The sequence below is a fragment of the Pseudomonas sp. KH_024_B2 genome (assembly GCF_057839965.1).
In genome coordinates, this window is sequence record NZ_CM174502.1 from 3,699,614 (window position 1) to 3,711,985 (window position 12,372).

Below are 12,372 nucleotides of genomic sequence, written 5' to 3' on the forward strand. Positions count from 1 at the left end.
AAAATGCCATCATTGCGAACAGGAGTAAAACGGGACAAGCCCTAATGACCTACATCTCAGCGAAAATCCCGGCTACGAACACTGATCCCCGTCAGCAACGAACTCAAATCACTCAACCGCCCGGCAATCAAATGCCGCACCTCGCCCTCGGTCTCCAGCGTGCCGTCGACTTTCAACAATTGCGAGCCCACCAATACCTGCCGTTGACGCTCGGCCAAGTCACGCCAGACCACCACGTTGACGTTGCCGAACTCATCTTCCAGGGTGACGAAGGTTACGCCGCTGGCGGTCCCGGGTCGTTGCCGGCCAGTCACCAATCCGGCGACGCTGACATTGCGTCCATGCTCGACCTCGAGTAATTCCCGCGAACTGCGACAGCGCCGGGCTTTCAATTCGCTGCGCAGCAAGGCCAGCGGATGCGGGCCCAGGGTCGTGCCGACACTGGCGTAATCGGCTTGCAGGTCTTCACCCACAGTTGGCTTGGGCAAGGACACCGGGGGTTCGTCCTGACTCGGCAAACCCGCAAACAAGCCCAGCTGTTTCTGCACCCCGGCCACCTCCCAGCGCGCCCGATGGCGATCCCCGGCCAAACCCCGCAAAGCTCCGGCGTCGGCCAGTTGCTCCTGAGCCCGGGAGTCGAGCCGCGCCCGCGCCCCGAGGTCGGCGATATCGACAAACTTACCGGCCAGGCGTGCCGTTTCAATGCGTCGGGCATCGTCCTCGCGAAAACCACGGATCATCCGCAAACCCATGCGAATCGCCGGCTGCTCACCGTGGATCGGTTCCAGGCTGCAATCCCAATCGCTGGCGCGCACGTCCACCGGACGGATCTGCAAATGATGCCGACGGGCATCCTGCAGAATCTGATCCGGGCTGTAGAAACCCATCGGCCAGCTGTTGATCAGCGCACAGGCAAAGGCCGCCGGTTCGTGGCATTTCAACCAGCAACTGGCGTAGGTCAACAAGGCAAAACTGGCGGCGTGGGACTCGGGAAAACCATAGCTGCCAAAGCCCTTGATCTGCTCGAAGATCTGCGCGGCGAATGCTTCTGTGTAACCATTTTTCAGCATGCCGTCCTTGAGGCGTTTCTGATGCGGCTCCAGACCACCGTGACGTTTCCAGGCGGCCATGGAGCGACGTAATTGATCGGCTTCGCCGGGGCTGTAATCGGCGGCAACGATCGCAATCTGCATGACCTGCTCTTGAAACAGCGGCACCCCCAAAGTGCGCTCCAGGACTGTTTTCAGTTTTTCCGACGGATAGGTTTCAGGTTCTTCTTTATTACGCCGTCGCAGGTACGGATGCACCATACCGCCCTGAATCGGACCGGGACGGACGATAGCCACCTCGATCACCAGGTCGTAAAACTTCACGGGTTTGAGCCTTGGCAGCATCGACATCTGCGCCCGGGATTCGATCTGGAAGACGCCGATGGTGTCGGCACGGCCGATCATCTCGTAAGTTTTCGGGTCCTCTTTCGGCACCTGCGCCAGGCTCAGATCCAGGCCACGGTGACGACGCAGCAGGTCGAAACAGCGGCGAATGGCGCTGAGCATGCCAAGGGCGAGAATATCGACCTTGAGCAGGCCGACCATGTCCAGGTCGTCCTTGTCCCACTGAATAATCGTACGCTCGGCCATGGCGGCGTTTTCCACCGGCACCAGAGTGTCCAGCGGTTGCTCGGAAATCACGAAACCGCCCGGGTGCTGGGACAGATGCCGGGGGAAGCCGATCAGTTGTCCGGTCAGGCTCAGCACCCGGCGCAACACCGGGCTGTCCGGGTCGAAACCGCCTTCACGCAGGCGCTCCACCGAGGGCGGTTCGTCGCTCCAGTGACCGCAACAATCGGCCAGTGCATTGACCTGATCCGGCGGCAAGCCAAGGGCCTTGGCGACATCGCGCACCGCTCCGGCGCCATGGTAGGTACTGACGACTGCCGTGAGCGCCGCCCGGGTCCGGCCGTAGCGCTGAAACACGTACTGCAACACCTCTTCACGGCGCTCGTGCTCGAAGTCGACGTCAATGTCCGGCGGCTCGTTGCGCTCTTTGGAGAGGAAACGCTCGAACAGCATGTTCATCAGGCTGGGGTTGATTTCGGTGATGCCCAGGGCATAACACACCGCCGAGTTGGCCGCCGAACCGCGCCCCTGGCAGAGGATGTCGCGGCTGCGGGCGAAGCGCACGATGTCGTGGACAGTGAGAAAGTAACTCTCGTAACCCATCTCGCTGATCAGCGTCAGTTCCTTTTCGATCAGCGCCAGCACCTTGTCTTCCACACCTTCAGGCCAGCGCCAGCGCATGCCCCGTTCAGTCAGTTCGCGCAGCCAGGAGGCCGGCGCCTGACCTTCTGGTACCAGTTCACGCGGGTATTGGTAGCGCAATTGGCCGAGGTCGAAGGTGCAGCGCCGGGCAATGCCCGCGGATTCTTCAAGCAGTGGCGGCGGATAGAGTGCCTGCAAGGCATCAAGGCTGCGCAAGTGTCGTTCGCCGTTGGGGTGCAGGCGTTGCCCGGCCTCGGCGACACGCACGTGATGACGGATCGCGGTCATGGTGTCTTGCAAGGCCCGGCGCCCACGGGCGTGCATGTGCACATCGCCGCTGGCCACTGCCGGAATATCCAGTGCAGCGGCCAAGGCCAGCAACCCCGCCAGCCGTCGGGCATCGTTCTGGCCGCAGTGCAGTTCGACGGCCAACCACAGCCGGTCAGCAAAGACCTTGCGCAACCAGCGCCCTTCCCCGTCAACCTCGAGACTATCGGGCATCCACAACGCCAGCAGCCCCGGCAACGGCTCGTCGAGGTCCTCGCGCAGCACCTGATACTGGCCCTTGTCCGCCCGACGGCGGGCTCGGGTGATGAGTCGGCAAAGCGTCTGGTAACCCTCGAGGTTCTCCACCAGAAGCACCAGTTTCGGGCCATTTTCGATGCGTATTTCACTGCCGATGATCAGCGGCAACTCCAGTTCTTTAGCGGCCTGCCAGGCACGGACGATACCGGCCAGCGTGCATTCATCAGTAATCGCCAACGCTTGATAACCCTGACGTTTGGCCCGTTCGAACAGCTCGCGGGCACTGGAGGCACCGCGCTGGAAACTGAAGTTCGACAGGCAGTGCAGTTCGGCATAGTCGACGCTCATGCGAACCAGCCTTGCAGCCACAAAGGCCCGGTCTCGCCCACCGTGCGCCAGGCCCAGGCCTGCTGACCGGAACGGGTTTCGATCAGGTAGTAATCGCGACGCACATCGCCGCCATCCCACCAGCCGGACTCGATCCGCTCCGGTCCCATGAGGATCCGCGCCGCACCTTCGTGCAGCTGCTGCGGTTCCGTGAGCAGCCAGCCCGGACGTTGCAGACCAAGGCTCGGCGGACACGCCTGGCTATCGGCGCTCGGCTGCCAGCTGTGCTCCGGCCGATGATCAGCCTGCCAGCGCAGACCCTGCACCGCATCATCTCCAAGTCGCGCCCGCAAGCGTTCGCGCAGTTGCTCCCAGGGCAAGGATTGCTGCGGGCGCTCGTCGAACAGTTCGCGGTGCTGCGGGACGAACCGCGGCAAGTCATGGGCCACCAGGCGAAAACCCCGTACCGGCGACTCGACTTGCACCTGTTCCAGTCGACCGCGAGCCAGTTCGAAAAGCATCGCCGGATCGCGCTCGGCGCTGAGCAAGCCGACCTTGATCTGCGTATCAGGCAACCCGGCATGTTCCAGCAGCAGATCGAAGCGTTGCACGCCGCTATCGCGCCCACAGAGAAACGCCGACAGATCACCGGTGAGCCGGCGCAACGGAAACAACAGCGCCTGATGGGACAGGACATCGAAATTCAACTCGATGCGCACGTCAAAACGATCCGGCGGCAAGTAAAACGCCAGGGCCAGCGAGCGGTCCCCCAGCAGCGTGTCGAGGTGCTTGAGCACCTGAGCCTCAAAGCGTCGCGCCAACGTATGACGCGGCAACGCCTGTACCTGCCTCAAGGTCCGCAAGCCCATGCGCGATAAGGCCGTGGCGACCTCCTGCGCCAGCCCGACCCGGTCGATGGGCATCTGCCCCAAGACCCGGCGCAAGGTTTCATTGTCCGCCACCGCCAAGCCGTCACAAGCGTTAGCCAGGACCCGCGCAGCTGCCGGATTGGGCGCGGCGACGATGCGATGGCGAAAGCCCAGTTCCGTGAGTTCCGCCCGCAGCCGCGCCTCGAACTGCGGCCAGGGCCCGAACAGGCCCAGGCTCGATTCGATTTCAAACAACAAGGCGCGGGGATAAAACACGCTGACCTGGGAGCTGAAACGGTAGGCCCAGGCCGCGAGAAATTGCTGCCAGCGCTCGATCTCGACAAGGTCGTATTCGGCGCTGGCAAAGGCTTTGCTCAAGGCATGGGCGGCAGTCAGCGATTGCCCCGGCCGCAGGCCGAGCGCCCGAGCGGAAGCGTTCACCGCCTGCAATACCCGGCGCTGCGCAGAGCCCGTCAGCAGCGCCAGCGGTTCTTCGGGATCGGGCCGCTGACGCAGCGCAGCATCCAGCGCCAGCTGCGGAAAGAGTATGCAGACCCAGCGCATGCCAACCTCAATGCCCTGTCGCGAAGGCAATCGGCGCCGATCGGGCCAGGCCGCCACGGCACTTGAGTATCCGCAATTGCGCGGGCCGGGCGTCGATGGCGATACGCAAGGCGGCCGGCGAAGGATTGATCGCCTCCTTGATCGAGCGATAGGCGAACGCCAGGGTCTGACCGGTTTCGGCGGCCACTTGCAGGCGGCGCAAGGCACGGTCATCGGCCTTCTGCGGCCAGCACAAGACCGCGCCGCAACTACCCGAACGCAGGCATTGTTCAGCGGCCCACAGGGCATCGCGTTCGCTGGCCTGGATCACCGACAGCTGACGCAGATCCACACCGGCGTTCTGCCAGGCCTGCGGATACGGCACATGGGGCGGCGCCACCAAGACAATCCGCTCGCCCTCGGCGGATAACCGCGCCAACGTCGGCCACACCAGTTGCAACTCGCCGACGCCCTGCCCGGCGATGAGAATTTCAGTCAAGGCCGACTCCGGCCAGCCCCCCGTGGGCAACGCCGCGTCCAGGGCCGAATGACCCGTCGGTTGAGGGCTGACCGGTGGTGCGGCGGGCCGGCCCTTCCAGACCTGACCGCCATTGAACAGCGTGTCCAGAGCAACGACGGCGCCCATCATCCTTGCCTCACCAGACCGCAGAACACCCCTTCGATGGCCAGGTCCTGATCGGCGTGCACAACGATGGGCCCATAGGCCGGGTTGCGCGGCAGCAAACGCACAGCCCCTGCAACCCGTTCAAAGCGTTTGATCGTGACTTCACCGTCGAGCCGCGCCACCACGATCTGACCGTTTTCAGCTTCGGCACTGCGCCGCACGCCCACCAGGTCACCGTCGAGAATGCCATCCTCGATCATCGAATCACCCTGCACCCGCAGCAGGTAATCCGGAATCCGCGAGAACATCGCCGGGTCCAGCATCAAGCGGCTGTGAACCTCGGCATCCGCACCGATAGGCGCACCGGCAGCTACCCGGCCCAGCACCGGAATATCCAGCAATTCGGGCCGAGGTGGCTGATTCAGCAAGCGAATGCCCCGCGCCTGGTTGGGATTGACCTCGATAAAACCGGCTTCGGTAAGGGCCACCACATGCTTGCGCGCCACGCTGCGCGAAGCAAAACCAAAGGCCTCGGCGATCTCGGCGAGGCTCGGGGGCTGACCTTGCTGCGCGATGCGGTCGCGGATAAAAGTCAGGATGGCAGTACGGCGGGGGCTTAAAGTCGTCATGGAGTACATTTGTACTCCTGTCGGGTTTTTCTGACAAGAGCCGCCAGTCCGTCAACATCGGCGCGGGCGAGACCACTGCACAGGCCGGCCGGCAGGCCGCCTCGCTTTTGCTTTTGATCTGTGCTTTTGATCTGCCCGCCCCTTCGGCAGGCCGAGCGGAGGTGTTCATCAGGGGACTGGCGCGCAGCGCCCCTCGGCGAAGCCGAGGACATCGCATGGAGGTCGTCGCGCAGCAGACCGGAGGGCGCACCCCTGATGGACACCGGAGCGAGGGAACACCGAGCCTTGGCGAGGTGCCGAACGCTTGGGGCAAAGCCTTTTGGTTACTTTTTGGCGTCTGAAAAAGTGACACGCCGTAAGGGCGGAACCCTAAGTGGCCGTTACCGCAGGAATGGATATGTACACCCGCAAGAGATTGGTCGGCTGTCAGGCCGCCTTCGCAGGCAAGCCAGCTCCCACACTTGATCTGTGTACATCTGCAAAAGACAGGCCGGCTGTCAGGCCGCCTTCGCAGGCAAGCCAGCCCACATTTAATCTGTGTACATCCGCAAGAGCCAGGTCGGCTGTCAGGCCGCCTTCGCGAGCAAGCTCGGCTCCTACATACCCGCCAGATATGCCAGCTGCGCCAATCAGCCGATCCGCAGCGCCCGCAAATCGAGCCGGCCATCCTTGAGCGGCGGGCACCAGTAATAGCCACCGGTAATCGGCCGACTCATCCGATAAATACCATCAACGATGCCGTCTTCCAGGCCGCTCATGCGCCGCAGTTGTACTTCGAAGGCGTCAAGGGAATACCCGAAGGCCAGAAACATCAGACCGGCCCGATCACCTTCCACCCACGGCATGGAGCGGCGCACGACAAAGGCTTCAGGCGCGAAGCTTTCCTGAGCGGTGCGTTTGACGTGGGCAGACTCCGGCGCGTCTTCGAGCTCTTCGTTATCGCTCTTGCGCCGACCGATGATGTGATCCTGCTCCTGGGCAGGCATCGCGGCGAAGCCATCCAGATCGTGTTGCCACTGCTGAATCGCGGCGAAGCTGCCGCCGTGCAGGCCATCTGTGCCCTCGCCCACCAACGCTGCCGCCACGGCCGCTTCATCGTGGGGGTTTTCAGTGCCGTCTTCGTAACCGGTCAAATCGTGCCCGGTCTTGTAGCGAAAGGCCTCGGTCATCTGCACCAGGCGTAACGCCGGGGCCAATGCAGCTTCGATAGCGCGGCTGCGATGCAGCAACTCGCCGCGGTCCTCACCGTGTAGCCAGCACCAGAGTGCGTGCTGGGTCGAAGGGTTGTCCACGCCGACGCCGGCCAACGCAGGGAACGTGCGCAGCCCCCCAATCTGACCGCCCAGCGCCTGTACCAGCGACTCACCGAAACCGACTACCGCCGATTTCCCGTCTACCAGTTGCACCAGCTTATCGATCGCGGCCGGCAATGCCTCGGCGGATTCGAGCGCGAAAAACATATGGCGTGCCTGAGGCGGTACGGGAGTGGCAAGGATGCCCGGCTGGTAGTAACTCATGAGAACTCCTTTTAGAAAGCACAAAGTTTAACCGGCATACGGGAGTATGTGCTTGCGGTTTCAAGGGCAATGAGCAATCCACGACAAAAAACCGCGACCAGGATTCCAGGGCGGACATCGTTCGATGGATAGAGCATGACAACCCTTGCCGCAATCAGGTAAAACGATTCAGCAATGCTGATCATGGTGCGTGGCCTTGACCGTCTGGCAACGCTCCGTGATAACCAACCTTATCTGCATCACCCAATCCATACGGGGTAGCGCCATGACCACAGATAACATTCTCGACAACCTGTTCCCCAGCGCCGCGGATATCCCGGAAAAGTACCGCCTCAATGGCCAGATCGAACAACGCGAATATCTCGTCGATGGCGTATTAAAAATTTGGTCCGGCCCACTCGCGCTGGTGCGCAGCCCGGTCTATCTGGTCAATGGAAATACTGATGAACAAGTCATCCTCGGCAGCACGCCGCTGCTGGACGCCGACACTGCATTGACCGCTCTGGATGCCGCCGTTCGTGCCTACGACAAAGGTCAGGGAATCTGGCCGACGATGCGTGTTGCCGAACGTATTCAGCATGTCGAAGCCTTCCTCGGCCGCATGCGCGAACAGCGTGAAGCGGTGGTCAAACTGCTGATGTGGGAGATCGGCAAAAATCTGAAAGACTCGGAAAAGGAATTCGATCGCACCTGCGACTACATCGTCGACACCATCAATGCCCTAAAGGAACTGGACCGTCGTTCCAGCCGATTCGAACTCGAGCAGGACACCCTCGGCCAGATCCGCCGCGTACCGATGGGCGTGGCACTGTGCATGGGGCCTTACAACTATCCGTTGAACGAGACCTTCACCACGCTGATTCCGGCCTTGATCATGGGCAACACCGTGGTATTCAAACCGGCCAAGCTGGGCGTGCTGTTGATTCGTCCATTGCTGGAGGCCTTCCGCGACAGCTTCCCGGCCGGTGTCATCAACGTGATCTACGGCAGCGGCCGGGAAACCGTCAGCGCGCTGATGGCCAGCGGCAAGATCGATATCTTTGCCTTTATCGGCACCAATAAAGCCGCCAGCGACCTGAAAAAACTGCACCCAAGGCCCCACCGTTTGCGTGCGGCGCTGGGACTGGATGCCAAGAACCCCGGTATCGTGCTGCCCGAGGTCGATCTGGACAACGCAGTCAACGAGGCGGTGACTGGCTCGCTGTCGTTCAACGGGCAACGTTGTACCGCTCTGAAAATCCTCTTCGTCCACGAACAGGTGGTCGACCGCTTCATCGAGAAATTCAACCACAAACTCCAGTCCCTCAAACCGGGCATGCCTTGGGAAAGCGGCGTGGCACTGACGCCACTTCCGGAGTCGGGCAAGGTCGATTACCTGCATTCGCTGGTGGCCGATGCCGTCAGTAAAGGCGCGAAAGTGGTGAACGCCAACGGCGGCGAATCGCGCGGGTCATTCTTCTACCCGGCGGTGCTCTACCCGGTCACCACCGAGATGCGTGTGTATCAAGAGGAGCAATTCGGCCCGGTGGTGCCCATCGTCCCCTACCGCGACCTGGAAACCGTGATCGACTACGTACTGGAATCGGACTTCGGCCAACAGCTGAGTATCTTCGGCAATAACTCCACCGAGGTCGGTCGTCTGGTCGATACCTTCGCCAATCAGGTCGGACGCATCAACCTCAACGCCCAGTGCCAACGCGGCCCGGACACCTACCCGTTCAATGGCCGAAAAAACTCGGCCGAAGGCACGCTTTCGGTTCACGACGCGCTCAGGGTATTTTCGATCCGCACCCTGGTCGCGACGAAATTCCAGGAGAGCAATAAAGAGCTCATCAGCGACATCATCCGTAATCGTGAGTCGAGCTTTCTGACCACTGATTACATCTTCTGAGCAATCGGCGTCAGCGCCTGGTGAAGACCGAGGTGCAGTGGAAGATTTGAACATCGATCACTGCACCGCCGCTCGGCGAAAACCAAATCCCCAGCCCTGCTGCATACCTGCCGCCGCCAGCAGAATCGCGATCACGCCCAGCCACTGCATCAATTCAAGGCGATGACCGAAGGCGAACCAGTCGACGAAAATCGCCGCAATCGGATAGATAAATGACAGCGCACCGGTCAGTGCGGTCGGCAGCTTTTGAATCGCGCCGTAAAGCAACACATACATCACACCGGTGTGCACCACCCCCAGTGTCAGCAGGCTGGCCCAAGCTCCCGCCTGCTGCGGCAGGGCAGCAAAATTCGCCCACGGCACCAACAACAGAACGCCAGTGCAGACCTGAATCAGGGCGATCAAATGCGGTGGAGTACCGGTCAAACGCTTGATGATCAGTGCAGCGAAGGCATAAAGCAGCGCGGCGCCCAACGCCAGAGCGATACCCAATAGATAATCGCCACCACCTGCGCCCTGTTCACCATGAGCGCTGACGATCGCCAACATCCCGAGAAACGACACGCCGAGCCAGAACAGTTTCTGCGCAGTGATCTTTTCTCCGAGAAACAACGCCGCCAACCCCACCAACATAAAGGGTTGAACGTTGTAGACCGCAGTACCAATAGCAATCGACGCTCGGGAATAAGAGGCAAACAGCAGCACCCAGTTACCGACAATCGCCACACCGCTGAGCACTGCGAGGAGGAATGTGGTGCGAGTCAAAATACCGGGCCGCAGAAAACCCAGTACCGCGCAGATCACCAACAAGGTCGCAGCGCCAAACACGCAGCGCCAGAACACCACATCCAGCACCGGCTGCCCGGAAACCAGCACGAACCATCCAATGGTTCCCGAAATCAGCATGGCTGCGGTCATTTCAAACGACCCACGACGTATCGACTTGTCCATCATCAGGCTCCTCAGCAAGTGCCCAAAGTATGACGATCCACAGTGAGGCAGCTCCAGAGCCAATAGCAGGCTAAAATCCATTTCTGCCTTTCTTATCAAGGCAGATTGAACCCTTTGCCTAATGAGGTTTGTATGACCGATGACATTGACCAGGTATTGATCGCGGCACTGATGGAAGACTCCCGGCGCTCACTCAAAGCCTTGGCGCAGATCAGCGGCCTGTCTTCACCCAGCGTTGCGGAGCGACTGCGCAGACTCGAAGAACGCGGCGTGCTCAAGGGCTACACCGTCGAGATAGATCCCAAATGTTTCGGTTATCAGCTCCAGGCCATCGTCCGCATCCGCCCGTTGCCCGGCCGGCTGCAGGAAGTCGAACGGCAGATCCAGGCCATCCCCGAATTTACCGAATGCGACAAAGTGACCGGCGATGACTGTTTCATCGCCCGCCTGCACGTTCGCTCGATGGAACAACTGGACACCCTGCTCGACCGGCTTAACAGCCATGCAGAAACCAATACCGCCATCGTCAAGAAGACCCCGGTGAAACGACGATTGCCGCCGATGGGGTAAAAGCTGCATTTGCGCAAGAGAACCGCGTTATTCCTGAGCAGCTTTCACCCAGACAGCAAAAAGCCCGCCGAAGCGGGCTTTGTGCTCAAGGCTTGCGATTAATCATCGCGGCTCATGATGCCGAACAGCTGCAACAAGCTGACGAACAGGTTGTAGATCGATACATACAGGCTGATCGTCGCCATGATGTAGTTACGCTCGCCGCCATGAATGATGGCGCTGGTCTGGAACAGGATGCAGACCGAGGAGAACAGCACGAAGCCCGCGCTGATCGCCAGTTGCAGGCCGCTGATCTGGAAGAAGAAGCTGGCCAGCGTTGCGCCCAGCAGGACAAAGAAACCGGCAGTGATGAAACCACCGAGGAAGCTCATGTCCTTGCGGGTGATCAGCACGTAAGCGGACAGGCCGCCAAATACCAATGCCGTCATCGCAAAGGCCGAGCTGACTACTTCAGCGCCGCCTTGCATGCCCAGGTAACGATTGAGAATCGGGCCCAGCAAGAACCCCATGAAACCGGTCAGGGCGAAAGCCGACACCAGGCCCCAGGCCGAGTCACGGAGCTTGTTGGTGAGGAAGAAAAGACCATAGAAGCCGATCAGCACCACAAAGATGTTCGGGTAGCCGACACGCATCTGCTGCGCCGCGAATGCCATCACGCCGCTGAATGCGAGGGTGAGTGCGAGCAAGCCGTAAGTGTTGCGCAGGACGCGGCTAACCTCTAGCTGCCCAGCCTGCACGCTGTTATTAACTGCGTAATCCTGTTCGCGCATGGCGACACTCCTGTAGGTTTGAAACGTTCAGTCGCAAAGATCATAACAGACGCCCTGCAACTAGCTATGCAGAGAGTTTGACAGTGTGTTTCATTCAGGTATTATGGCGCCCGCAACGCAATACGGAGGTGTGGCCGAGTGGTTTAAGGCAACGGTCTTGAAAACCGTCGACTGTAACAGGTCCATGAGTTCGAATCCCATCGCCTCCGCCATATTTGTACGTTAGAGCCCTGATTATTCAGGGCTTTTTCGTTTCTGGGATTTTGGTAAAAATCCGACCACACCCGAAGCGTTACAAAACTTTTCGGGTGTCGTTACAAAACTATCCCGTTTTTCCTGCCTTCCGGCGTCCTGTTGATTACCCTCTGATCCCATGCAGAAATCCTGCTGCTACGCTGAAAACTCCACGGAGGATTCACGATGCCAAACTCAGACCTGCTCCCTTCCCTGCTATTCAAGATCAACGAAAACCAGCTCGCGCTTGAGGCCGCCATCATGGAGCTTTCAAACTGGGTTGAGCAGCGCGGGTCGGCCGACGTCGCCGACAACGTGCGCGGCGCCCTGGACACGATCGGCCAAAATTCGGCCAAAATGAGGAGTTCATTAAGATGACGCTGGCAGTGCTCATGACGCCGGAGTGACTCCCAGCCTCGAGTTCGTGAAGCATTGCTGATATAGCGAAGAGGGATTCGAACCCCTTCTTACGACAGTGCAAACCGCTTCAGACCAGAAAAAATGGAGATTTCGCCCTTTCCCTTCGGCGCTCTGCGGGCTGTAGCGGCCTCGGATATGCCCTAATTTTGCCCTAAACTTTCCACTGTAAATCCCTACTTCTCAAAACCACGACATGATTCATCCTGCTATCATCCAAACGCCAAAATTTGTGATCCTCTT

Annotated in this window: 9 protein-coding genes, 1 tRNA gene and 1 pseudogene; 4 read left to right on the plus strand and 7 right to left on the minus strand. The window is 60.3% G+C overall.

What is annotated here, in order from left to right:
* Positions 1 to 56 precede the first annotated feature (56 nt).
* The 5 genes from AC3I0A_RS17145 to AC3I0A_RS17165 all read right to left on the minus strand — a co-directional run bounded on the left by AC3I0A_RS17145 (position 57) and on the right by AC3I0A_RS17165 (position 7,296).
* Entirely contained in the window at positions 57 to 3,155 is a 3,099-nt protein-coding gene (locus AC3I0A_RS17145) for an error-prone DNA polymerase (protein ID WP_489373325.1), read from the minus strand.
* Positions 3,131 to 4,546, minus strand: coding sequence for a Y-family DNA polymerase (locus AC3I0A_RS17150; protein ID WP_489373327.1), 1,416 nt, complete (start codon positions 4,544 to 4,546; stop codon positions 3,131 to 3,133). Before AC3I0A_RS17150 ends, AC3I0A_RS17145 begins: the two co-directional genes overlap by 25 nt.
* 7 nt (positions 4,547 to 4,553) lie before the next feature.
* Positions 4,554 to 5,171 (minus strand): translesion DNA synthesis-associated protein ImuA, encoded by a 618-nt coding sequence (gene imuA, locus AC3I0A_RS17155; RefSeq protein WP_489373328.1) that lies wholly within the window; start codon positions 5,169 to 5,171, stop codon positions 4,554 to 4,556.
* Positions 5,171 to 5,788 (minus strand): transcriptional repressor LexA, encoded by a 618-nt coding sequence (gene lexA, locus AC3I0A_RS17160; RefSeq protein ID WP_489373330.1) that lies wholly within the window; start codon positions 5,786 to 5,788, stop codon positions 5,171 to 5,173. Before lexA ends, imuA begins: the two co-directional genes overlap by 1 nt.
* A gap of 620 nt (positions 5,789 to 6,408) precedes the next feature.
* Complete coding sequence (locus AC3I0A_RS17165; protein ID WP_489373332.1) at positions 6,409 to 7,296, minus strand: Dyp-type peroxidase; 888 nt, start codon at positions 7,294 to 7,296, stop codon at positions 6,409 to 6,411.
* Positions 7,297 to 7,561: 265 nt separating this feature from the next.
* On the opposite strand from AC3I0A_RS17165, the gene AC3I0A_RS17170 reads away from it, so the two are divergent.
* Positions 7,562 to 9,187 (plus strand): NADP-dependent glyceraldehyde-3-phosphate dehydrogenase, encoded by a 1,626-nt coding sequence (locus AC3I0A_RS17170; RefSeq protein WP_489373333.1) that lies wholly within the window; start codon positions 7,562 to 7,564, stop codon positions 9,185 to 9,187.
* Between the two features lie 57 nt (positions 9,188 to 9,244).
* Here the strand turns inward: AC3I0A_RS17170 and AC3I0A_RS17175 are convergent, their stop codons facing one another.
* Positions 9,245 to 10,138: a DMT family transporter gene (locus AC3I0A_RS17175; protein ID WP_489373335.1), complete on the minus strand. Its 894-nt coding sequence runs from the start codon at positions 10,136 to 10,138 to the stop codon at positions 9,245 to 9,247.
* A gap of 132 nt (positions 10,139 to 10,270) precedes the next feature.
* Here AC3I0A_RS17175 and AC3I0A_RS17180 point away from each other — a divergent pair, with 132 nt between their 5' ends.
* Positions 10,271 to 10,708 carry an Lrp/AsnC family transcriptional regulator gene (locus AC3I0A_RS17180; RefSeq protein ID WP_489373336.1) on the plus strand — a complete coding sequence of 146 codons (438 nt, stop codon included), beginning with the start codon at positions 10,271 to 10,273 and terminating at the stop codon, positions 10,706 to 10,708.
* Positions 10,709 to 10,806: 98 nt separating this feature from the next.
* Here the strand turns inward: AC3I0A_RS17180 and AC3I0A_RS17185 are convergent, their stop codons facing one another.
* A complete protein-coding gene (locus tag AC3I0A_RS17185) occupies positions 10,807 to 11,478 on the minus strand; it encodes a Bax inhibitor-1/YccA family protein (protein ID WP_489373337.1) in 672 nt (223 codons plus the stop codon).
* Positions 11,479 to 11,602: 124 nt separating this feature from the next.
* Between AC3I0A_RS17185 and AC3I0A_RS17190 the strand changes: the two genes are divergently transcribed.
* Together AC3I0A_RS17190 and AC3I0A_RS17195 are read left to right on the plus strand one after the other, a co-directional pair.
* Positions 11,603 to 11,690, plus strand: a tRNA-Ser gene (locus AC3I0A_RS17190).
* 208 nt (positions 11,691 to 11,898) lie between these two features.
* A pseudogene (locus tag AC3I0A_RS17195) lies at positions 11,899 to 12,119 on the plus strand (hypothetical protein).
* The last annotated feature ends 253 nt before the right edge of the window (positions 12,120 to 12,372 follow it).

Excerpts from the sequence above, each read along its gene's own strand:
- AC3I0A_RS17150 (WP_489373327.1), bottom strand. The coding sequence starts at position 4,546 with ATGCGCTGGGTCTGCATACTCTTTCCGCAGCTGGCGCTGGATGCTGCG.
- imuA (WP_489373328.1), bottom strand. The coding sequence starts at position 5,171 with ATGGGCGCCGTCGTTGCTCTGGACACGCTGTTCAATGGCGGTCAGGTC.
- lexA (WP_489373330.1), bottom strand. The coding sequence starts at position 5,788 with ATGTACTCCATGACGACTTTAAGCCCCCGCCGTACTGCCATCCTGACT.
- AC3I0A_RS17165 (WP_489373332.1), bottom strand. The coding sequence starts at position 7,296 with ATGAGTTACTACCAGCCGGGCATCCTTGCCACTCCCGTACCGCCTCAG.
- AC3I0A_RS17170 (WP_489373333.1), top strand. The coding sequence starts at position 7,562 with ATGACCACAGATAACATTCTCGACAACCTGTTCCCCAGCGCCGCGGAT.
- AC3I0A_RS17175 (WP_489373335.1), bottom strand. The coding sequence starts at position 10,138 with ATGGACAAGTCGATACGTCGTGGGTCGTTTGAAATGACCGCAGCCATG.
- AC3I0A_RS17180 (WP_489373336.1), top strand. The coding sequence starts at position 10,271 with ATGACCGATGACATTGACCAGGTATTGATCGCGGCACTGATGGAAGAC.
- AC3I0A_RS17185 (WP_489373337.1), bottom strand. The coding sequence starts at position 11,478 with ATGCGCGAACAGGATTACGCAGTTAATAACAGCGTGCAGGCTGGGCAG.